At 54.4% G+C, this 22,329-nt stretch carries 22 protein-coding genes; 9 read left to right on the forward strand and 13 right to left on the reverse strand.

Annotated elements, in window-relative coordinates:
• The first annotated feature begins 10 nt into the window (after nt 1-10).
• From CD04_RS0120490 to CD04_RS23965, 4 genes are all read left to right on the forward strand, one after another.
• On the forward strand, nt 11-808 hold the full coding sequence (locus tag CD04_RS0120490) for a hypothetical protein (RefSeq protein ID WP_031410231.1): 798 nt from the start codon (nt 11-13) through the stop codon (nt 806-808).
• 12 nt (nt 809-820) lie between these two features.
• Entirely contained in the window at nt 821-3,781 is a 2,961-nt protein-coding gene (locus CD04_RS0120495) for a type I restriction endonuclease subunit R (protein WP_031410233.1), read from the forward strand.
• Nucleotides 3,741-4,307 carry a hypothetical protein gene (locus CD04_RS23960; RefSeq protein ID WP_156030349.1) on the forward strand — a complete coding sequence of 189 codons (567 nt, stop codon included), beginning with the start codon at nt 3,741-3,743 and terminating at the stop codon, nt 4,305-4,307. The genes CD04_RS0120495 and CD04_RS23960 overlap by 41 nt, the downstream gene beginning before the upstream one ends.
• 109 nt (nt 4,308-4,416) lie before the next feature.
• Nucleotides 4,417-4,833 carry a hypothetical protein gene (locus CD04_RS23965; protein ID WP_156030350.1) on the forward strand — a complete coding sequence of 139 codons (417 nt, stop codon included), beginning with the start codon at nt 4,417-4,419 and terminating at the stop codon, nt 4,831-4,833.
• Nucleotides 4,834-5,066: 233 nt separating this feature from the next.
• On the opposite strand, the gene CD04_RS0120515 is transcribed toward CD04_RS23965, so the two are convergent.
• The 6 genes from CD04_RS0120515 to CD04_RS0120540 form a co-directional block, all read right to left on the reverse strand.
• Nucleotides 5,067-5,384 (reverse strand): addiction module antidote protein, encoded by a 318-nt coding sequence (locus tag CD04_RS0120515; RefSeq protein ID WP_031410237.1) that lies wholly within the window; start codon nt 5,382-5,384, stop codon nt 5,067-5,069.
• Nucleotides 5,385-5,494: 110 nt separating this feature from the next.
• A complete protein-coding gene (locus tag CD04_RS0120520) occupies nt 5,495-5,950 on the reverse strand; it encodes a hypothetical protein (RefSeq protein WP_031410239.1) in 456 nt (151 codons plus the stop codon).
• A gap of 206 nt (nt 5,951-6,156) precedes the next feature.
• Nucleotides 6,157-7,056: a hypothetical protein gene (locus tag CD04_RS0120525; protein WP_031410240.1), complete on the reverse strand. Its 900-nt coding sequence runs from the start codon at nt 7,054-7,056 to the stop codon at nt 6,157-6,159.
• An 11-nt stretch (nt 7,057-7,067) separates the two neighbouring features.
• Nucleotides 7,068-8,054, reverse strand: coding sequence for a YqaJ viral recombinase family protein (locus CD04_RS0120530; protein WP_031410242.1), 987 nt, complete (start codon nt 8,052-8,054; stop codon nt 7,068-7,070).
• A 71-nt stretch (nt 8,055-8,125) separates the two neighbouring features.
• Entirely contained in the window at nt 8,126-9,061 is a 936-nt protein-coding gene (locus tag CD04_RS0120535) for a DUF932 domain-containing protein (protein ID WP_031410244.1), read from the reverse strand.
• Nucleotides 9,062-9,163: 102 nt separating this feature from the next.
• Entirely contained in the window at nt 9,164-9,499 is a 336-nt protein-coding gene (locus tag CD04_RS0120540) for a hypothetical protein (protein ID WP_031410246.1), read from the reverse strand.
• Nucleotides 9,500-10,186: 687 nt separating this feature from the next.
• Between CD04_RS0120540 and CD04_RS22835 the strand changes: the two genes are divergently transcribed.
• From CD04_RS22835 to CD04_RS23975, 4 genes are all read left to right on the forward strand, one after another.
• Nucleotides 10,187-11,419: an inovirus-type Gp2 protein gene (locus tag CD04_RS22835; protein ID WP_051849481.1), complete on the forward strand. Its 1,233-nt coding sequence runs from the start codon at nt 10,187-10,189 to the stop codon at nt 11,417-11,419.
• Nucleotides 11,420-11,873: 454 nt separating this feature from the next.
• Nucleotides 11,874-13,205 carry a hypothetical protein gene (locus tag CD04_RS23970; RefSeq protein ID WP_156030351.1) on the forward strand — a complete coding sequence of 444 codons (1,332 nt, stop codon included), beginning with the start codon at nt 11,874-11,876 and terminating at the stop codon, nt 13,203-13,205.
• 4 nt (nt 13,206-13,209) lie between these two features.
• Nucleotides 13,210-14,703 (forward strand): DUF3987 domain-containing protein, encoded by a 1,494-nt coding sequence (locus CD04_RS0120560; RefSeq protein WP_031410252.1) that lies wholly within the window; start codon nt 13,210-13,212, stop codon nt 14,701-14,703.
• A gap of 450 nt (nt 14,704-15,153) precedes the next feature.
• Nucleotides 15,154-15,564, forward strand: coding sequence for a hypothetical protein (locus tag CD04_RS23975; protein ID WP_197033177.1), 411 nt, complete (start codon nt 15,154-15,156; stop codon nt 15,562-15,564).
• Nucleotides 15,565-15,651: 87 nt separating this feature from the next.
• Here the strand turns inward: CD04_RS23975 and CD04_RS24275 are convergent, their stop codons facing one another.
• The 6 genes from CD04_RS24275 to CD04_RS0120590 form a co-directional block, all read right to left on the reverse strand.
• On the reverse strand, nt 15,652-15,807 hold the full coding sequence (locus CD04_RS24275; protein ID WP_197033178.1) for a hypothetical protein: 156 nt from the start codon (nt 15,805-15,807) through the stop codon (nt 15,652-15,654).
• Nucleotides 15,808-16,646: 839 nt separating this feature from the next.
• On the reverse strand, nt 16,647-16,919 hold the full coding sequence (locus CD04_RS0120570; protein ID WP_031410254.1) for a hypothetical protein: 273 nt from the start codon (nt 16,917-16,919) through the stop codon (nt 16,647-16,649).
• A 24-nt stretch (nt 16,920-16,943) separates the two neighbouring features.
• Nucleotides 16,944-17,336 (reverse strand): hypothetical protein, encoded by a 393-nt coding sequence (locus CD04_RS0120575; RefSeq protein WP_156030354.1) that lies wholly within the window; start codon nt 17,334-17,336, stop codon nt 16,944-16,946.
• A gap of 155 nt (nt 17,337-17,491) precedes the next feature.
• The gene (locus tag CD04_RS0120580) at nt 17,492-18,262 is read right to left on the reverse strand and encodes a hypothetical protein (protein WP_156030355.1); all 771 of its coding nucleotides are present in this window, start codon (nt 18,260-18,262) and stop codon (nt 17,492-17,494) included.
• 21 nt (nt 18,263-18,283) lie between these two features.
• The gene (locus tag CD04_RS0120585) at nt 18,284-19,129 is read right to left on the reverse strand and encodes a restriction endonuclease (protein ID WP_031410260.1); all 846 of its coding nucleotides are present in this window, start codon (nt 19,127-19,129) and stop codon (nt 18,284-18,286) included.
• Nucleotides 19,130-19,267: 138 nt separating this feature from the next.
• The gene (locus CD04_RS0120590; protein ID WP_156030356.1) at nt 19,268-19,816 is read right to left on the reverse strand and encodes a hypothetical protein; all 549 of its coding nucleotides are present in this window, start codon (nt 19,814-19,816) and stop codon (nt 19,268-19,270) included.
• 127 nt (nt 19,817-19,943) lie between these two features.
• Here CD04_RS0120590 and CD04_RS0120595 point away from each other — a divergent pair, with 127 nt between their 5' ends.
• On the forward strand, nt 19,944-20,537 hold the full coding sequence (locus CD04_RS0120595) for a plasmid pRiA4b ORF-3 family protein (protein WP_031410264.1): 594 nt from the start codon (nt 19,944-19,946) through the stop codon (nt 20,535-20,537).
• Nucleotides 20,538-21,253: 716 nt separating this feature from the next.
• Here CD04_RS0120595 and CD04_RS23450 read toward each other — a convergent pair.
• Nucleotides 21,254-22,183 carry a tetratricopeptide repeat protein gene (locus CD04_RS23450; protein ID WP_081858112.1) on the reverse strand — a complete coding sequence of 310 codons (930 nt, stop codon included), beginning with the start codon at nt 22,181-22,183 and terminating at the stop codon, nt 21,254-21,256.
• Between the last annotated feature and the right edge of the window lie 146 nt (nt 22,184-22,329).

Here is a 22,329-nt window from a genome sequence, read left to right on the forward strand (position 1 = left end):
GGGAAGAAACGTGAGCCAAACAGCGCAAATTGATTACCTCAAAAAGAGCGAGGCATTGCTGGTAAAGCAGATTGATAGCTCCCTTGAAAAGTACGTGGCAGCTTGTGGGCACAATTACGTCAGCTATCCCCCTCCGTCGACGGAACAAAACTTTCGTGACCTGGACAAGTACTGTGGAGATATTGTCGCGGCACTTAGCAATATTTCGGCCTTGGTTTTGGAGGTGAAGTACAACTCGAAAGGCCATTTGAACGACCTCAATCCGGACCAAAACAGTGGATTGGTCGAGTTGCGCTCCCGAGGAGTGCCTGTCTTCTACAGCTATAACGTCGACGAATTGAGTCGTTTGCCTAAAGGGGCAGCACAGCAACTTCTGGCCGTAACTGCGATTGAGCCCGCACATCAAAATTGGAAAACCGCAATTACAGACCCAACACGGAATCTCAAGAGTGCTGTTGATCAACTACTCAATGATCCACCTAAACATGATGCTTTAGCGCTGGCTCTGGCTTGTTTCATCGACGCAGAGCAGAGCATTGTCAATTCGGGCATTGAGAAACTGACGACAAAGGCATTGTTGATTGTCTACGACCGCCACACAGGGAAGCTAGCGACATTGAGCAAGAAAGCAGTTTTATATGTTGTTCAGAATGTAATGGAAAACGAATATCTTGCTGATAGCAAGAATGCGAGGCATTTGGCTGGAACGATAACCGATCTGTTATCGGCTTGGCGTAACGCACTTAGTGCCGCACGTGAAAATAACGACTCCAAAAACCAAGGCTTTGATTCAGGGTCTGGATTCTGAAAAGGGGAGCATATGGTCAGCCAAACCAACGAAGCAGCGCTAGAAACGCACATCGAAAACGCACTCGCCAAGGACGGCTACTGCATTGGCAGTCCGGCTGACTTCGATAGAGAGTTTGCCATCGACAGCAAACTTTTCTGGCAATTCCTTGAAGCCGCTCAGCCCAAGGAACTGGCGAAGCTGAAGGATCGTCCGAACTGGCAACGCCTTCTGTTGGAGCGGTTGAACAAGAAGATCAAGAAGGACAGTGTGCTGGCTGTCCTGAAGAAAGGGCTGGACATCGACGATGCCCACTTCGATCTGCTCTACCGGCTGCCCTACAACGACCTGAACCCGGACGTTGTTGCCAACTTTGCGGCAAACGTTTTCAGCGTTACCCGGCAAGTGCATTACAGCGAGTCCGACACCTTCAAGTCGGTGGACATGGTGCTCTTCGTCAACGGCTTGGCGATTGCCACGCTGGAGCTGAAAAACCCTTGGACCGGCCAGAACGTCCACAACGCCATCAAGCAGTACCGTACCGACCGCGACCCGCGTGAGCCGTTGTTTGAATTTGGCCGCTGTCTGGTCCACTTTGCGGTGGACCCAGACGAGGCCTACATGTGTGCCCAATTGGTCGGAAATGACAGCAATTTCTTGCCGTTCAACAAGGGCTTCAACTTCGGCAAGGGCAACCCGGTCAACCTGAACGGCCACAAAACGGCGTACCTCTGGGAAGGCATCCTCCCGCGCCGCAGTCTGACCAACATCATCGAGCAGTTCGCCAAGTTCACCGTCGAGAAGGACAAGAAGATAGGCAAGGAACGCAAGGCGCTGGTTTTCCCCCGCTATCACCAGCTGGGCGTGGTGCGAGGCATTCTGGCCGACGCCAAGCGTTACGGTGTTGGTCAGACTTATCTGATCCACCATTCTGCCGGTTCGGGCAAGTCCAACTCGATCACGTGGCTGGCCTACCAACTGGTGGAGCTGTACGACGCGGCAGGCACAGACAACGTGTTCGATTCCGTTGTCGTCGTGACTGATCGCCGGGTACTGGATACCCAGCTCAAGGACAATATCAAGCTCTTCTCCGAGACCAAGAACATCGTCGCCCATGCCGAGAGCGCCGCTGAGCTGAAGGCGCATCTGGAGTTGGGTAAGAAGATCATCATCACCACGGTGCAGAAATTCCCGTTCATCGTGGACGGGATCGACGATCTGACCGACCGCAACTTCGCCGTGATCATCGACGAAGCCCATTCTTCGCAGTCTGGCAGCGCCTCTGACAAGCTGAACATGACGCTGGGGGCGGAAGACGAGGAGGTGCCGGAAGACCTGCAGGACAAGATTCTTGCGGCCATGAAAGGCCGCAAGATGAGCCAGAACGCCAGCTACTTTGCCTTCACTGCCACCCCGAAACCGGCCACGCTGGAGAAGTTCGGGCGGCAAGGCCCAGACGGGAAGTTCTACCCCTTCCACCTGTACTCCATGAAGCAGGCCATTGAGGAGAAATTCATCCTCGACGTGCTGGAGAAGTACACGACCTACAAGAGCTACTACGAGGTCCAGAAATCGGTGCAAGACAATCCGCTTTTCGACACTGCAAAGGCACAGAAAAAGCTCAAGGCCTTTGTCGAAGCCAGTCCGCGCACCATCGAAGTGAAGGCCAAGATCATGGTCGATCACTTCATGAGCAATGTCTGGCAGGCCAAGAAGCTCAAAGGCAAGGCCAAGGCTATGGTGGTCACGCGCAACATCGAATGCGCGATTCGCTACTTCTTCGCCATCCGCACCGCCCTGCAGGAGGCCAATGCGCCATTCAAAGCGCTGGTGGCCTTCTCGGGCGAGAAAACCGTCGATGGCATCAAGTACACGGAAGACGGGCTCAACAGCATTTCCGCCCGTGACTTGCCCGAAGAATTCGAGAAGGACGATTTCAAGATTCTGGTCGTCGCCAACAAATACCTGACCGGCTTCGATGAGCCCATGTTACATACCATGTACGTGGATAAGAAGCTGCAAGGGGTACTCGCGGTGCAGGCTCTTTCACGCCTGAACCGCTGCAACTGGAAGCTGGGCAAGACCGACACTTTTGTGCTCGACTTCTACAACACGGTGGACGACATCAAGGCCGCATTCGACCCGTTCTACACGGCCACGACCCTGAGCGAACCGACCAACGTCAACGTGCTGCACGACCTCAAGGATGTGCTGGATAACTTCGGCATTTACGACTGGTCGGAGGTGACGACCTTCAACGAGAAGTTCTTCGCCAGTGCAGAGGCCGAGGAGCTGCACCCGATCATCGATGCCGTGGTGGCCCGATTCGATGCCGACCTCGACGACGAGCAGCGCATCGACTTCAAGATCAAGGCCAAGCAGTTTGTGAAGATTTACGCGCAGGTTGCGGCCATCATCCCGTTCAACAACGCGAACTGGGAAATGTTGCACTGGTTCCTGAAATTCCTGATCCCCAAGCTCAAGGTGAAAGACCCGGATCAGGACAAGCTGGACGAGCTGCTGAACAGCGTTGACCTTTCCACCTACGGGCTAGAAAGGTCTCGCCTTGAGGTGAAGATCGGCTTGGATGCATCAGAAACCGAACTGGAGCCCCAGAACCCGAACGTCCGGGGCCCACATTTTGGTCCAGGCGAGGCTGATCCGCTTGATGAGATCGTGCGAGCTTTCAACGAGCGCCACTTCGCAGGCTGGGAGGCCACGCCGGAAGAACAGCGGGTGAAGTTCATCAACATCGCCAAGCATGTGATGAACCATGCCGACTACAAGGCCCAGGTCGAAGACAACCCGGATAGCCAGAACCGACAGTTGGCGCTGGAGCGCCTGATCCAACAGGCGATCAGCGTCGAGCGGAGGCGGGAGCTGGACCTTTACAAGCGCTATGCGTCTGACCCGGATTTCAAGCGGGCATTTGACGCGAGCGTGTCGAGACTACTTGCTTCAGCTGCGAGCGAAATGCTCTTGGCTGGCACGTAAAGGCGAGGGGCATACACCGGGTCAGTTTTCGGTCGGTGCCAACAAGCAAAGGGAAGCGTTGCTCGCATCCGCCGCAATGCCGTTGCTATTTGCAGCGCGAAAAATAAATGGTGATCTCTATTCTGTTGGCGCTCAAGATGGATGGCAAAAAATGCAGGGCAATACCCCAGTTCGCCCATTGATCGACGTTGGTTGTCAAACAGTTATCGTGACTCATCTATTGGATGGTTCGCTTTGGAGTCTCCATGAATTCCCTGAGGTAACATTCATGGAGATTCGGCCCCAATCTGCAATCACAAGGGATAGCCTTCTCAAAGACCTTCTAGGTTTTGATTCACAGAAAATTCCCTTTTGGATCGACCAAGGCTATAAAGACTCCATGCATTGCATTGGGCGCATCATGAAGTCCATTAAATCCGTCTCGCAGCTTCGAGCTTCGGTAGCCTCGATCGCTGAGCCGGGGAGGGGTGAGAAACTCGATATTGCCGTGGAAAAACAGATGCGCGCGCTTAAAGGGGGGTTATGAATTGATGTTTGCGTCGTCGAAAATGGGCTGTTTAAATTTCTAGGCATTATAAGAATTAAATTATTTATTTTGCAATTAAACTGAAATAAAAATGAACGAACAAGATTGCATGACTGAGAAAGAGTTGTTCCGCAATGGCGATGATTTTGGCCTTGTTCTGAATGGTGATGTCGAGCTCATGCACGAAGATGATTTCTGGATTCTGACTGGGCGTGAGATCATGGCCGACACCCATAAAATGCTCCAAAGCATCTCGTGTGTAAATAATAAATTCAGCACCTATTACAAATTTGGACGCGGGCAAATTCCAGACTCTTCTGAGGAATATGACTTATATGTTGCTATATCGTTCTGTGTGCGCAGGGGTTTTGATCCGTCCAAGCCTATCAGGTGCATCACATCCGTTTTGCCATCCATTTCTGAGTCTTCATCCGTGAAGGTTACCAAGGATAATCTTTGGATCGAGCTTTACGCACCGGATCTGTTCAGGAAATTTCTTGAGACGCCATGGACAATTTATGGGTGAGGCGACAAGTCCAAATTTAAAAAGTTAAGGAGCGCGGCAGCAACGAGAACACGAGCGGCCTTCGTAAGCTCCTCCGTCAAGTGGACAACTCAGAATGAGAGACTTCCTGATTGAACACCCTGGGTCGGAACACCGCCCGCGGCATGCTGTCCAGGGATTCGTGTGGCCGATATTCGTTGTGGTCGGTCAACCAGTCGTCTGCGCTCAACAGCCAGATTGCCTCCATATCGCGATCAATCCCCAGCCGCCTCTGCCACCCCTTCCATGTCCCGCGGTGCAGTCGCCGCCAAATCCACGCCCAAGCTACGCAGCACCGCCAGAATCGTTTTCAGGGTCGGGTTTCCCTTGCCGCTGAGCGTGCGGTACAGCTGCTCCCGTGACAAACCCGATTCCCGAGCCACTCGGGACGGTCCTCGCAAGCGCATCACCACACCGAGAGCATACGCAATCAAGCCAGCGTCATGCGTGGCAAACGCCTGAGTCAAGAAGTTCAGAATGTCCTCATCCGTGCGCAGGTGCAGCGCCGGATCGAACGGCAGTTTGTTCACCATATCTTGTCCTTTCAATGCTCCAAGCGCGGGCCCATCGGAATGACCGAGTCCCCGCGCAGAAATCCGAGGCACCCCCAGATGCAGTGCGCCTCGAACACGACACCACCGCCTCACCAAGGAATGTTCACATCCCATTCGGGCTCGCTTGACTGCTGCGGGGCAGTCTGCTGCGGCTGCGACCACGACTGCGGGCTGCCAGAGCTGCGTGGCTCCCTGCGCTGAGACTGGGGCTGCCCCCAGGAGGAGGATCGTGCTTGCGTGCGCGGCTGCTGCTCACCCCAGGCCTGCGGTGGCGCTGATCTGGGTGCCTGCGGCATCGCAGTGGGCGGATTCATCAGCTTGGCGCTTTGCATCATCTTGGGCAGCGTGTCTGCCGTGCACATGGCGTTGACCGCGTTCTCCCGACGCGGATCCCACGCCTCGACCTGCGACACCAGATTGGTTCCGTGGCACCGATAACAGTGAGTCCAATTTTCATCGCGGTAGGGCGCGTCCTTCTTGTAGTACAAGGGCATGCGCATCCCGCAATTGCGGCAGTAATAGACCTTCAACGGCTTTTGGCTCATGATGGAAATCCTCAAAAAAGAAAAAAGGAAAACCCGACGACAGGTTGGCGATCGGGACGACGGGATGGCGTGAGCCTTCCCATCTGATTAGGGGGATTTCCGTATTTTTTTGACGACAGGCGCGCAGACACGGGGGATCCCCGTGTCTGCGTCCTAGCGCGTCAGTGCGACTGCAGGATCGTCCGCTGGCTCGGTTGGGGTATCCGCTAGTGTGTGCCGCCTGGGCTCGCTTTCGCGGCCAGCTTGGCGCCTAAAGAAGACGCTGCGGCCACCTCCCCACCGGCGGACCCAGGCGACACGTCCGTTTGGAAGAACTCCTCCACCACCGCCGCGCCTTCCTCCTCGCCATCCTCGAAAGCGCCATTGGCCAGACCTGCTGCCGCTGCCTTGTCCAATGCCTCCTGATCCCAGCCCGCCTCACATCGCTCCTGCAACGCCTGCCGCGCTTGGAGTAGCGCATCCTCCAGCGTCATCCCGTCGCGCACAACCAGATCCACGAAGTACACCGCTGATCTGTGGCTTTGCGTCGTGCTCTTGGCGCGCAGCTTCAAGGTCAACGGCAAACACGGCAGCGCGTCTCCTGCCAGTGCCTGGTAGTACGCCAACCGGGCTGACAGCGTGCGAATGCTGTTGTACCCCGTGGTGCGAAAGATGAAACTCCCAAGATCATCGTCCTGCCCCTCGATCTGCACATTCAGCCGTCCATACGGTTTACAGCCATTGACTTCTCCAAACGCACAGTCCTGCGGCGTGGGGCATGGCAGGGTGGTCAACCCGTCAGGCGTGCGCCGCTTGCACGTGCGCCCATCGCCCGAGCACACGGGCCGCCCATTGACCCGGTTGAACGCTGTGTACTCCGCCCGGAAACTCAGGTGTGGATCGGCAAACAGCACCCTCACCGGAATCGCCCGCAGCTTCGTGTCCGCTGCACTCTTGCGTAACACCGCATCGAGCGGATGATTGACCCAGCCTTCACGTTGTTGCACAAGGCTGGTCACGGTAAAGGCATCGTCCTTCTCCGGCAGTCGCTTGCCGTTCTTTTCCACCACCTTGCCAATCGAAATCCGCCCCAGCACTGGGGGCGTGATCGCCAGTCCTTCAATCATGATTTTCTCCGTCAAAGTAAAACGAACCGACGCGAACCCGGTCGGTGCTTCGGGTACCGCGACAAGAGTTCCGGCTGGGCGTTGAGCAAGGCCACCGTATCCAGCGTGACGCTGTCCTTGGCCTTCTTCCAACTCACGGCACCCACGTCGAACTCCGCCTTGGTCGCTTCGCCCATGGCCTGCTGCAGGGTGTGCTTGCACTGACTCTCCTGCACGTCGAGCTGCTCCAGCTTGGCCCGTACTGCCAGCCAGTCCTCGAACACCCCATTGAGCGCAGTGTCACCCCGTAGATCGACCGTGGTTCCCGCATCCGCAGGAAACAAAACCGATAGCGCTAATCCAGCCGACTCAGAGCCATCAGCAGGCGGAGGTGTGTCCGACTCCACGTAGCGCCAGAACCGTGTTTCCAGTTCCATGAGGTTGGCGATGAGCGCCTCGTCACGGTGAATGCGATGCACCTGCAAATCCTGACCTCCCAGAAGCACAGCCACATCGGCTGCCAGTTTCCCCGTCACGGCCAGTTGGTGTTGCACCTGAATTTGCACATACTCCGGCACGCCGTCTTTCCACAACCTCGAGCCATGAATGCCAGCGGTCTTGCATTCCAGGACGGAGACCTCCGTGCTTCCCAGCACTTCCCGGTCGATGTTGGCCAGCATCCAGGGCAGGGTGGGATGCTGCAGTACCGCGTTGATGCGCCGCACCCTGTGTCCGGTGCGCTTGACATAGTGCGCAGCCACAATCGGCTCCAGTAGCGTTCCCCAATACATCGGCGAGCTCTCATCCTCAAAGGCCACTTTGGGTAAACCGACATCCCGGCCGGTTTTGATGAGCCAGAGTTCGAGCGCGCTTTGATAGGGGTTCAAACCGACCGCCGCAGCGGCATCGCTGCTGCCGATCCCCTTTTTGCGGACATCGAGCCAGTCGTCCCGGCTCAGTTCCTTGGTCGACACCAGGCGCAAGGCCGGGCGCGTGACACTGCGTTGTTGCACAGGCATGATGGATTCCTCCAAAGACAAAGAGAGCCCGGTCGGCGCACGCTGCCGGGACATTGAGAACACACATGGCTTCACGCCACGAGCTTGACGGCTTCGTTCCAGGCGGCCTGCTTGAGCTGGGCACCCGGGCCGAACCAGGCCGAGTCCAGCCGGTGATCAACACTGCGGGCGCGTTTGCCGTGATCGACATAGCCAGTCACCGCATTGACCAGTCCCCACGCAGTGCCTTTGGCAGACGACAGATCGGCGCCTTGACCGGCGCGGTATGCCTCCAGCAAAGCCTTGAGCGCTTTGTCCGTGGACGGCACCACACCTGATGCGCCCAACACCCGGTTCACGAAAGCCTCGGCTTGGCTGTCTGTCACCTTGCGCTCGGCCAGCGCCTTCATGCGGATGAGGAAGCCGTCCCAGGAGGACACGGCAATGCCCAGTTGACGCTTGACCGCATCGGCATCGAACGCCGTGCGGTGTGACACCTTGACTGCACCGTCGTTGTCGCCCAGGGCAATGTGCAGGGTGTTGCCGCACACAACACGAACTGAGGTGAACTGCGCCGTGGTCGCCAGCGTGCCATCACAGGCCGTGGCCAGAAGCAGGTAACCGTTCACCCGGTCGTTGCCTTTGAGCAGAGCGGACTGTCCGGTCTTGGCTAGCGCCCAGAACTTCCGGCCGCCTTTGAGAACGCCTGCAGTTTCCAGCGCAAAGCCGGAAACCTCAGTGAGATCCCGGTAGAACTCCAGAATCTCGCGCGGCTGCACCACCTGGAAGCGCGAACTGACGACCGCCAAGGGCGCATGCGAATCCGAGCGATGCAGCACGAGCTGCTCCGGGAAGCTGTGCAAGGTGGCCGAGCCGTTGAAAAAGCGCACAGGTGACGCTTCGATCTGCCAGTCCATCCCAGCAGCGTGTTGCCAGACGTCGATGGGCTGATGCGGGGTGAGCCTGTTGCCCAGGCCGTGCCACGGTTCGGCGCCGACGTAGGCCATATGGTGAATTTCGTGAGCCATGGTGAATCTCCAGAAAGAAAAATGCCCCGCCGCTCACGTTGAGCAGGCGGGGCAGGGGGATGACAGAAATCAAAAAGGATGCAAGGCCAGCAAGCCGCTGGATCAAGGCGTGAACGCGTGGCCGCAGTTCTGACAGGCGTGTGTGCCCAGGTAGCGTTGATCGACGACTTCGCCGACCTTGCTGCCTGCAGCGCACCCGGCTGCGCCACCGAACAGACCGCCGAGCACCGCACCGGCAAGCGAGCCGAGCGCAATGCCGACCGGGCCACCGACGGCACCCACCAGCGCACCGGCTTCGGCGCCAGACAGCGCACCCGACGCGCCGAGGGCAGCGCCTGCGACGCCACCGGCAACACAGCCTGTGCGTTGACCGATGGCGCGACGCTCGACGTTAGGGGAATGACAGACAGGGCAAAACTGATCAAAAGGTTGAGGCATGAGAGTCTCCGAGTTGAGCAAAGAAACCGATTTCTCGGGAGCGCCTTGGGATTGCATTCGCCAAGGGGTCTCTACTTAATGATGTGTGATTAAAAATTATTCAGATCGAGTTTTCTCTTCAAAGTAATGCGCAAAGATGTGATTTTTAAACGGCATTGATGATTATCTTATGGAACTAACTCGATTTTAATGTTGCTTGCCAAGGACGCTTGAAATAAAGGGTGAGATGGGGGCGAGGCAATAGGTTTGAAGGCTTATTCTAATGTCTGATATTCAGGATTACTTATATGTAAGATCAATAAGATCAAATCCGGCCTCTGTTTCTGTGGTGTTGATTCAAGAAAGATGACGATGATCTGCTTGGCGTTAGGACGGGCAAGCTTTCAGAGTTGCCATTCCATCTCCCGTCTGCACTCCAGATAACGTAATACATCAAGATTACGAGCCAATTCGCTTCTATCAAAAGATCGAAGCGTGCCCATGCGCAAGTGGAATTCAATCAGGAAGAATAGGTCAACGGCCGAGTTGGACTTTCTTCATCAAGTCAGATCGCAAGGATGATTGAAAAATTCGCAGAAATTTTTCAATCGATCCAGCGCAGCGATTTTTTTATTTCTAACAGACGCAGCCTGAGGATGTTCTCACGATTGAGCACATCGACTGCTGTCATGATGTAAAGGATGCTCGATGCAAACGCTTGGTATTACGCAATCAACGCAGGTTGAGAACGATGCTCTACAAAAGGAGAACGCTGATTCTCCAGGGTTCAGAGCAAAATTGTTTTTATTGGAAGAGGACATCGAACGCCATGCGGCGAATTTACCGCGGGCTCTCTACGATTTTCCGCAGACGATCCATGAGCGCGCTGTGCTGTCTCAAGTGGTCGATGGTGTGCTGGAAGATTTAGAGACTGCGGGTGCAGACTCAGTTTCGAGGACGTCGATCTGGAATGCTGCCCGTCAGCTCACGAATGTGCGCAAGATGGTCGAGCTCTTATCCGGAACTGAAGGCGATCTGTTTCGCGTCGATCAAGACACCTGGGGGTTTGTCATTCGATCCTATCGACCCTTGGCAAATCGGTTGCGGTTTCTGCTCTCCACCACGGATCCGCGCGTTGCGCAGATTTTTCCGTTCTGTGAACTCGAACCCCATGTCGAAGTGTTCCTGGGATGCTTCCGGGATTTACTTGGAGAGCCAGTCATTGATCAGTATTCGAAATTTGAACATGCTCAAGAGATCGTCATCAAGTTGAATCAAGGTGTGAAGTTTCTAAGAGAACGGGTCCGGTCGGAGGAGTTTTACCGAAAAATTGATGCGCTTCGCCGTAGTTTGCAGAAGAATTCAAAGAGCTTACTGGATTATATCGACGCGCTTTTTGCTGTTTATTCGAAATTGTTGGTTATCCGCTTGGATTTGACCTACAAAAATGCAGGGAAAATAGCGAGTACCGAGGTGGCACACCAGGAGGTACTGCAGGCGATCGTCGATCGTGAGGCGCTTTTTCGCAAACTCGAAGGGCTACCGATCTGCAAATCGCTCGTGGGGTTTGCTTGGAAGCTCGAGTACGGCTTGCATCGCGGTCCGCATTTTCACGTCATGCTCTTTTTCGACGGGCAAAAGTCCCGCCAGGACGGGTCGCTCGCCAAAGCGGCAGGGCAACTCTGGCAGGTGGTGACGCAGGGGAGGGGAGACTTTTTCAGCTGCAACGCGCACAAGGCGCGCTACGGCACGGCACTGGGGATCGGCATGGTCGAACATGATGACTTGCCCAAGCGCGCGAGGTTGCAGGTGGCGGCGCGCTATCTGGTAGACGTCGACTTTGTCCGCCGACTGGTGCTGCGTGGAGCGTATCGCACCCTGGGGCGTGGCGTAATGCCGAATGTGGGTGACAACAAGCTTGGACGGCCGCGTGCAGGTTGATCACCATGCCACGGCAAGGGAGGTGCCCGCGTGCGATGGTTCGTGTGCTTCCTCAAGGAGACGTCGCAAGTTGAACTATCGCATTGCGCTGCGCACTGGACTCTTGGACCGGCTTTGACCGTGTGCGCCCGTTCAGAATGTCCCCTTCATGGTTGTGCCAAGTGCGTTGTACGGATCGCATCGTGAAGTCGCTCGACGGTACGCGAGCAGGCTGCCGCTCTAGCCGGTTGAAGATCGGGCAGGTGCGTTCTTCTCTCCACAGCCAAGCCCAACTTTGCAACAGGCTCCCGGTCGCGCAGCCGTCGCGCCGAGCACTTTGTGGGTGCGTTTTATGAGAAATCCAACAGAGCGTGGATGGGGTGATGTTTATTTACAACATTAACTCATCTGCTTATTGTGCGCGGTTGATCGTCTTTGTTCGATTACAAAATGCGACCAAAGTGACTGCGAAAAATTGCGCTTCACAGGCCATGCATCGGGTGGAAAAATCGATGATGTCGATGCAACAGGGAGGGCAAAACGGGCTTGGAGTCCGCGTAGGGAGTACTGGATTGGAAATTACGGAACGGAGAAGGAAACTTGGCGCGAATATTCCGCGCTAGGTGTCGCGAAATGGGTCGATGTAATTCGACTGAACTGCTCCGTGACGAGAAAGGAATCGAGGGATTTAAATTTTACTGGAGAGATGGTTAATTTGACGCATGAAATAACGGATGGCGATATTCTTGTCGCGCGTGCGCTGCATTATGAAAGGGAGGGCGAAGCACTTGTCATTGACCACGAATTCAACATCGCTACGAGTTTAGTGTCCATCAAGTCAAAACTGACTGAACTGGTTGCATCTGCAGAACCGGCGTGCGTGCATTCATTCGATCGTGCAGGGCAGGGGTTTTACCGAATTACATCTGCCGGAAAAGTCTTTTTGTATTGCATCAGGTTAATTTCAAACAACTTAATTAATAGCAATGGTAGGGCCTATGCGCCAATTTTTAACGTGACGATGACTTTCATTGATGAATTAAGGCCACTAAATGCCTATCGTGATGGCCAATGCACGCTCGAATACGGCCTGAATTTGAGCCGTGTTTTTGAGGAGTTTAAAAAAATATGTAGATCGAAAAAATATTGCGACGACCGAAAAATATATTACAGAAGTGTGCAGGCCAACATTAAAAGTGTGGGAGAGTATGTTAATTCCTTAATTTTTAAATACAAGGATTTTGATGTTATCAGGATCGATTTATATTACAAAAAGTCTGCTTACGAATCCTGCAAGAATGAAAAATCAAATATCTTGGCTCGATTGATTAAAGATCGCTCGCTTTTGGTCAGTCGAATGCGACGCCACAAAATCTTCAAGGGCTTGCTCGGGTGGGTTATGAAACTGGACTTTTCCAATTGTGATGTTTATTGCGTTAGAGCAGTATTTTTCTTCCATTCAAATAACGAACTCAGCAGGGACGAGATTTTAAATAGCATCGGTAATTATTGGACGATCGGAGTTACAGGCGGTGATGGTGATTTTCTCTCTCGGCATAATATGCCGATTCCGCACAGACGGTTTAAAGCGATTCTAGAATTTCCGGTTCAGTCTGTGGCGGAAGACGATCAGGGGAGCATCGATCGATGTTTGGTGGGGATCAATTCACTATTTCGTGGTGATTATTACGCGAAGATAAAAAACGGCAATGGGAATCGCATTTTTTTGCGTGGAGATATGCCCAATTCGGCGACAAAAGAATCCAAGCAGCGAGATTTTTTCTTGAATTCGAATGTGATGGAGTAGCAAGATGATGATCACAGATTTTGCCCTGCAACGCAGTCCGGCGACGTTCCCCCTGACCGATATGCCCGACCTCATCCGCCATGCTATTCAAGCCTTGGCCGATGCTGAGCAAGTGGCCGTCGAGGCTGCAGCTACGGTTGTGCTCGGCATAAATGCGGCCGTTGCGCAAGCGGTTGGCGATGTGGTTTCGCCCGTTGGTCGAGACATCCCCTTGGGCCAGTTCACGATCGTGATCTACCCCTCGGGCCAAAGCAAGACGCCTCTGATCAACGCGTTCCTGGAACCGTTGCGTGCTCTGCAGAACGAGTTTGCCCACGATGGGGATATGCGACGCAAGAAGCACGCTGCTGCGCTCGACGTCCACCGGGAAAAGGCGGAGTACCTCAGACAAGAGCTGCGGCGCGCGCTAAATGAGAAACGCTCTGCCGCTGTTATTGAACTGCAAATCGAGGAATTGGCCGTCCGACAACCGATGCCACCGAAGGTGCCCACTTGGATCCTTGAGGATGTCACCCTTCCATCGTTGCAAAAACATTTGGCAACTGCATGTCCGTTTGCGTTATGCGCGAGTGAGGAGGGCTATAGGGTGCTGGACGAGTTGGTCGGGCGGCAACCCACGCAGGTCGCCGCAGCTTGGGGCGGACTCCCACCACAATCCTTGCGCATGGAGCGCTCGTATTCAGGGAGGGATCCCATTCGGCTGTCAATTTTGGCCATGGTCCAGGGACAACAGTTTGGCAAATTTCTTCAGCGCAGAGGGGACGACGTTTTCGGTTCGGGTGTCATGTCGCGCTTTTTCGTCTGCGAGCCCATGCCAACCGCCGGGTATCGCGACTGGAATACGGCAAGGCAGGTTTCGCGCGAGCCCATCAATGCATTGGTCGAGCGGTTGTTGACGTTGGCGCGACGTGCGGGCAATCGGCTCGTCGCGGGAGAACCACTTCGAGATCGGCTCAAGCTATCGGACCAAGCTAAATTGGTGTGGCGTCAATGTTCTCTTGATTACGAACAATGGATCGGCCCCGGTCGTTGGCTCGCTGCACTACCAGCGTTTGGTTCGAAGTGCGCAGAACACGTCCTCCGGGTGGCGGGTGCGATAGCCGTAGTCGAGTCGGATGATCGGATCGTCAGGGAGCAGCACATGCTCGCCGCATCCAAAGTGGTCTTCTTCTTCGCGCAAGAGGCCCTGCGCTTGTTCGGACCACAACCGCAGGTGCCCCTTCAAGTCCAATGGGCGTCCGAGCTAGAAAATTTTTTGTGGAGTCGCATGCAGTTGATGGGCGGTGTACCTCAGCCCATTGCTGCGAACGATATTCTGAGAAATGGGCCAAAAAACCTCAGACGACGTGAAAATCTGGATGCGGCCACGTCAGTCCTGCAACAGCAAGGCAGGATCATTGTCGCTCCGCGGCCGCATGGCAGTTATGCCGTACAGTTCTACGATCCAGCGGCTTTCATGCCCGCCGCAGTGATGCCAATGGCACGGTTCCCGGCGTGATGAGCGGGTTGATGACTTTGCGGATGGCGCTGGTGTGACGGGGCGGGTAGAAACGCAGTGCGCGGTCGAGAAAGTGTGCGGCCGAATCTGTTGCGCCGATGCAGCCGATTCCATCGTGGCAGTGCCCGCAGCAATACCGCGTGCTAGTGCTTGACCTGTGCCGAGGCATTGAGGATAAAATAAAACTAAGCAGAGAGTCATCTGCGCGTCTGGGCACCAGCATCTTACGGCTGGACAGGTCGCCGCACGCCGTGCTAAATATGCAGCCTCGCCGAACGCTGCTGCCCTCTTTGGGCTTAGATTATGGGTACACCCACCACCGGGTCACCCCTTCATATTCCGGCAGTTCCGCCACCCAACACGGACTTGCTGAGCCACACGAAGCCGTGTGGCGACATAAGCTGCGGTGCCGTAGCGGGCGCACGGGAGTGCTGCTGGCCTAATTGGCTCGTGCAGTCAGTGGCATTGCTCCGACGCAAATTCAAAATATACCGATTTATTATTCAGCCGTTTGACGGCCATGCGGGCTGCGCCCGAGCGAGTCGTGCCAACGATAAAGGGCGCGAAATGTTTCAAAATACCGAAGAAAATCAGTCAAAACCTCACGATCCACTCCACATGCGGCGTCGCCTTGATATCATGGAAGTCGCGAAGCTTCTGGGATATAAAAGTAGAACGACGGTACGCAACCGGATGAATGAAAATCACCCTAGTTATGATCCAGAGTTTCCAAAGCCTGATTATTTCGATTTCGGCACAAATTTCTGGGAACTGGGGGGTATCTTGGCGTACTTGGACTTGAAGCGCGGTCGCTCGGGTCCAAGCCGCCAGGTTCCTCGCCGTTCAACTGGGGATCATTAGTCGTCGATATAAAATTGACGATGGCGATGACTCGGTCTTCGTGAGAAAAGAAGCAAATTTCCTGCTGGAGACTTGTAAACTTTCGAATCAGAAAAGGTGAAGATTGTTGAATGCGCACTTCAGGGCGCATTCCTTTTCGACCTGTGCAGTTATCGTACGCGCTTTTTCTGTTTCAAATGAAAAGACCTGGAAAATCGCTTGTTTGGTTGCGTGTTCTGGCATTTCGGACGGTGCAAACGCCATTTAAGTTTCCATCGCGCGCCACCTTCGACCGAGCGGAGTCATGTGAGAATGCGCTAAATTTTAGTCAAAAAATTAACAAAGGTATTATAATGTCCTACAATTTTAAATATCAATTCCGCAATTGGATTGAGTATCGAAAGTTGGCGAATCTCGTGGAGGTTGATTTTCATCCGCAAGAAGGGGGAAATGGGTTGCCCTATTGGGAGCGTATGGAAGAAGCTAGCAGTCGGACAATTTCGGCATTACGAGAGGCTCAGAAAGCAGGAAAACAGTATGTGCTTTTCACACACGGCTCGTCGACATCGCACAGGGGCAAAACGACGTGCAGATCGCAAGTCCGCTCTGTGATGCGAAGCAAGGAGGCGACGGCGCTCATCATGAGAGGCGCTTGCATTCAGCAAGACAGTGTCTTCCTTGCCGCAATCAGGCCATTAGACAATTCTGAGCAGGAATTGACAGAAACTTCCGATGCTTCTTTCTAACCGCGTTTTGGTGCCGACGCCATATTGGGGCGGCTCAGGGTAATGTGCCGACTGGGCCATGAACCGCCACGATCGGTTGGAGTGCAGGGCGTCTCTTACCAGGTTGGCGCTGCAAGCGGCTCAGTACAAGGTCAAAATGGCAGCTCACGCCGGGCTCGGCGCCAGCAGTGCAGCGGCACATCGAGCAGATCGGAATGCCACCAAACGGCAATCTGAGTCTGCTGCGAGGTGTGTATGGAGTTGCGCACTAAAGGGCGGGATCTGCCAAGTCGTATCCAACCAAGTATTCCAGGCAGCTCTTTGTTCTTTTGAGCAACTCGGTGTTGATTCAGACGGCTTCCAGCTTAAACGTTGTCCCTAGAAGACCCAATTGAGGAAATGCGCAAACTCACTAGGAGTAGTGCTCAGCACGACGCCGAGGGCGAGCCAGATGACTCCCGCTGCATCAATATGAATTCCTAAGACGCCAAGGGCTGTTAGCAGGCGCCGTAGCTCCGCCTCCTCGTGAATTCTTGCTTCGCGATCTTTCGCCACCGAAGCTTGTAGCTTTCCGTGCTCTGCCTTGAGAGTGTGGGTGGTCTGGTCCAGCTGGATCCGGAGCTCTTCAACATTGCCAATGAGGGCGACCACGCGTTCCTCGAGCGTTTTGTCTTGCTAGCCACGCCACTGAAACGCAGTCCCGTTAGCCTCGATCCCCATAGTTGCGGAGCCAGTCGCAAAGTTGATCTTTTCGGAGGCACCCCACTTCGGAAAATCGACGATTGAAGTATGGATCATCTCCCGAAAGCGCGGCAAATTGAAGATGACGCCCTTTTCTTCCAGATTTTTTGCTACGGTCCAGATTCCAAGCAACTGCAGAACCAACCCGGCATAGCGGATTTTGTCGGACTCTTGACCTAGAAGAAAAGGCCCAAGGAGTGCTAGCCCCAGAACTGGCGCCATCGTCAGCCAAACAGATCTAGCAAGGCGATCAGACTGGCACCAACGGGCAATCTTCTTGAGGTAGTCCCCAAGTCGCCTTCCGAAGTCAAAAATTGCTGTGGCCATCGCCATCTCATTTCCTTCAGTTTAGCCGCCGAGGCCACTGACTGCGATCCCAAATCCGTGGTGCAACGCGAAAAAAATAGTAATAGGAGGGAAGTGCAAAGGCGACGATCGCGAATGCTTTGAAATGTTCACAGCCACACCCCAAAGCTAGGGTGTCAATTCTGCGGTTGGCGCGGCGGCAAAACGCTCACGAATGTGTCGGAAGTCCGGAATCCGTCGAGCACGCTTTTGCCATCGAGGAGATCTCCGACGGCGTCTAGAAAATTGGCGGCTGTCTTGCAGGCCCAAGTCGCGCAGTCCGCACTCAGAATCAAGTGAGGGTAAGCACTGAGCCCCGGATCCCTGAACGGGGGGCGGCGAAAGCTCTTGGCTTGCAAGAGCGGGAGAAGGTTGGGTCGGCGTTCGCTCGTTTCCCCACCCCAGGCTGATTTGAAATGGGTGATCTCATTGCGCAGATCAATTAACAGGCGGACGTCGTTTTCCAGCGGGAGCAGTTCGCCGGCCGTCAGCACTCCTGCTTCTGTGAGCACAGTGGTCCAGCCATTTAACGCTCCAGGTTTGCTGGATTTTCCTTTTTGACTTGCCTTCCGTGCATTTTCCTGGGCTTGTGTAGCCGTCACTTCCCAGGCGGAAACGTCTTCCCACTGGCGATTGGCCGTGAGCTTTGTCCACGATGCATACTCAATAACCTCCCACAGTTGGGCTTCAATTGCACCCGCTGATTGGGTGATGGCACCGACGACCAAGGCCATGTGCTTAATTTCTAGCTCTGGAGTCGGTCTATCCAGAGCTTCTATGCCCTGAGCCTCACGCGCGAACAACACTGCCCCGGCAATGAACTGCACTGTGAGTTGTGCTCGAACGCTGGCAGTACTGCAGTCGTTTGCGTGACCTGACTCTGTTTGTGATGCTTCTTGCTCAGTCATCCCCAGCCGTTCTCCATGAGCTCAGATATTCACGATCCCTTTGCATCCTGGGTATCGCTTACAACCCCAGAACGATGTGCCCGCATGCTCTCCCTTTCGTGCGGTGCGTAAGACCATGGACGAGCCGCAGCGGGGGCAACTTGGCGTTCCTGGTGCCTTCAAATCGGGAATCGTCACCGGCGCCAGTGCCGGGCTTTCTTTCATGGCGCGTCGGATCATCGCGTGCAGCTTTTTGCCATCCAGGAGCTTGATGTTTCGGCCTTGCGCAAACGCCATCGCCTCGGATGTGAACGTGCCAGAGGTCACGACGAAACCACCAACAGCGCCCTTGGCAGCCATGACACCGTAGAGCTCACGGACAACGTCAACCCCGACCTTGAACGCCTTCCATTGTTTGCACTGCACCAGGAACTTCTCACTGGCTCGCCGCAGGACAAGATCAATACCTCCGTCTGCACCGCCGCCACCCGTCTCGGTCACGCGGTAGCCATCCAATTCGAAGGCCTTGCCGACAAGCCGTTCAAAGTCCTGCCAGGACATGTAGTCCAGTGCGTCAGCAGCACTGCTGGAAGCCACCTTCTGGAAGAGCTGCGTGCGATGCTTGCGTTGGAAGATTGAGATACCGGCAGCGACAAGGCAAAGAGCCGGCAAAAGGTACTGCCCGAAGATGGCCCAGGTCGAAAAGAACGCGTGTGTGATGACTTGTGCGGCTTGATCGGGACGCGTGGCAACAGGCGCCTTGGAAATCGCATACGTATGGAGCACGACGTAGCTCACCAGGGCGAAGACGAGACTGAGCCACCAAGGGAGCAGGGCGAGCAGGCTGACGAGGTCTTGAAAGGCACTGGACTTGCGGCGGCGGGACATGGTGGAAGTTGGGAAGTGGCGAGCGGGTTCAGTCTGTCACGGTGACGGGAGCTCCTTCACCTCTTGGTTTAAGGGTCGGCGGTAATTTTTGATGCCCGATACGACGGAAGTGAGGTTCCTTGTGACGCGTCTTTGAAGCTAGGCCGAGTAGTGACCTATGCGAAGCCGAGCCCAACCTAGCCGCAACGGTCCCTTCGCATATACCAGGAGATTTGTTGCTGGGTACAAGGGGCCGAGCAATAGCCCGCTCAGGCCCCACCAGGTGCCGAGTAGGGTGACGACTTCAAATTTGGGGAATTTGCGGGACATGCACGGGAAACACAGGTACTCGCATAGTTGGCGATCGCGCCGACCGAAAAAGTAGCTCACATTTGAGCGGAATAACACGAGTTGCGTTGGTCGAAATTTTCCGCATGCTGCACAGGCGTACTGTTTCAGTGGAGGTGTTTCACAGCACGTCTCAGTGCCTCGGGCCAGCAAGAATCCAATTCCGCCGAGCGTGATGGCAAAGAGCCATTCGATCAAAAGCAGTAGCGCGTCAATTCGCGACAACTGCGGCAAATCAAGAATGAACCCATAGGTACTCTCCAGCCGATTGCCGTAGCCGACCTTCAACGGCGGGAATAGCAGCATCACGATCAACGCAGCGGCTGCTAGTTTCAAGATTCGACGCTGTAGATGGTTCATGGTGCCGCTGCCGATCAAGATCACCGAAGCATCGTAACGGAGAGCAGATTTCTACCGAGTGGTGATGGCCCACCATGGCGCGCACGATGAGCAAACGGCACAATGTGTCACCTTCCAGTCCTCAGACATGGCCACGACTAAATCACCACCTCGACGAAAAACGATCAAGAACGTCTATCAATTGCATGTCCAACTGCTCTACGTAGAGCCGAGGGTCTGGCGGCGGCTGTGGGTCCCGGACAACCTGACCCTTACTGACCTGGACCAGGTCATTCAGACCGCCATGGGCTGGACTAACAGTCACCTGCACGAATTCGAGATCGACGGTCAGCGCTATGGCATGAGCCTTGACGAGTACCCCATAGACAAGCCTGCCAAGCTCGATAAGGACTACCGGCTTTCGGAAGTCTTGAGTCAGCACGTCAAGACCTTTATCTACACCTACGATTTTGGCGATGACTGGCGGCATGCTGTAACCGTCGAACAGACCCTCAAACCCGATCCCGCGCTCAATACCTGGCCACAGTGCCTTGAAGGAGAAAACGCCTGTCCGCCAGAGGACGTTGGTGGAGTGCCTGGCTACATGGAATTCCTGGAGGCTGTTGGTGATTCCACGCATGAGGAACACAAGGCCATGCGGAGATGGTTCGGTGGTTTGTTTGATCCAAAGGGTTTTGACATCAACGCGGTCAACATTGCGTTGCGAGACGTAGAGATCTGAGGATGTGGCCGGCAAGGCGGCTCACGCAGAGCTGGGCGCCAACACGGTAGGGCGTATGAATGGAATAGCGTGGGGCCTGACAGGTATTCAAGACATCAAAATCCAATCTCCGGATCGCCCATATGCCCCCATCAATGGGAGTGACGCGCAGTTGTGCGTATTCCAGACCAATCCCGCCACGGGTTCCAGTTCAAACCCATCACTGGCTCCAGCACACGCGACGACGCCCGGGTGTTGCCTACAGGCCCGGAGAGCCGATCATTGACCACGGAGGGGCAGGTCCGCAGGACCCGCTGACCGGTACGCGGCCGGAGCGGGCACTCTCGCCGCAGTAGCGAGAGGCCGGTGTCGACCCACAGGAGTCAGTCGCCGTATTGATTCTGTTGAAAAACTCGGTTCTCGCTGTACGTGGCCTCAACGGCATCAAGGGCGACCTCGCAAATCGATCCAGGAGCGGCGATCGGTGTCCCGGGAAGGGTTGGAGGACCCACTGAAAAGTGGCATCGGACCGCGACTGGGAGTTTTTCAACACAATAGTATTAGAAGCAGTCACTCGTAACTGCCGCCGCTTCTCGAAACTCACCTGGCGTTGCACGAGGCAGCCACCCTCAATCAAGACCGGATAGCGAGAATGCCAAACCGTTGAATCACGGTTTTGTCCATCTCAATTGCTTCAGTTCTCAAAAACGGTGGTTTTTGGTCGCTGCACTTGAGATTTAAGGCTGCTGCGTTTTATATCTTTTTTTCACGCGATTAGATCGTATCAGGTAAGCAGTTACCGCGCCAATAGTTATAAACGAAATGAAAAGCGACATCAATATGTCGTCGGCCGCGACATTAAACAATTTAACATAGTTATCGTAAGAGCCAAAAACTAGCGTTGGCTCAACCGCAATAAAAATAACACCAACTGCGAAGTTAAACCAAATTATTATTATAGTATATTTTATAGCTTTACGCGTTTTTCCATAAATAAGAATTATTGCTGCAATGCAAGCAAGAATGCCGCCGAATGCAGCTCTTAAAAATAGCCAATTAAGGTGTTGTAAAAACTCCGGATCAAGATAATTAAGGGTTTGCTGGGGGAGCGATGATTGAATAACATCAATACGTGATTGGACACCACCGACTGAAAACAATGCAAAAGGCAAAGACAAAAACAACAATATCACTATAAACAACAGCCAACCTCTAATTTTATCATCCGATATAGTGCGCTCTAGTTCATTGTTTAAAGGAGGCTCGAAGCTGCTGAGAAATTTGCGCGTTTCTCTTGTTCTGTTCGCGACTGACGGGGCATTATAAGGCGGTGATGCAAAAGAACTTTCGCTGCGTACTATCTCTGCCTGCCTGTTTGTGTCAGGTAGTTTGGAGAAATCGTTGAATTGCTTAATTTGATTTAATCGTTCTTTCGCTTTCTCGTGTCCGAGTTGCGCTGCCTTTTCATACCAAGCGGAGGCTGCTGTTAGGTCTCTATTTACGCCGAGTCCATATTCGTATAACATCGCTAAATTGAATTGCGATGGAGTATGCCCGGAATCGGCTGCCTTTTGGAACCAATAGGCGGCTCGCTGGAAATCTTTCTGACCATCTTCGCCCTTGATGTAACTTGCACCAAGTCGAAACTGTTCATCGGCCGTTTCCATGTAATATGCCTTTCAATGAAAGCGAAAAATGGCAAGTGATCCGATACGCGCTGAACGGCGGCGGCATTCTCAGAACCCGCAAACTCAGCGGTCTTGTCGCGACGTTCTCGTTCACACCGGATTCTCAGAAAAGGTACTATGCGGAA

The sequence above is a fragment of the Thiomonas sp. FB-Cd genome (assembly GCF_000733775.1).
Taxonomy (GTDB): domain Bacteria; phylum Pseudomonadota; class Gammaproteobacteria; order Burkholderiales; family Burkholderiaceae_C; genus Thiomonas_A.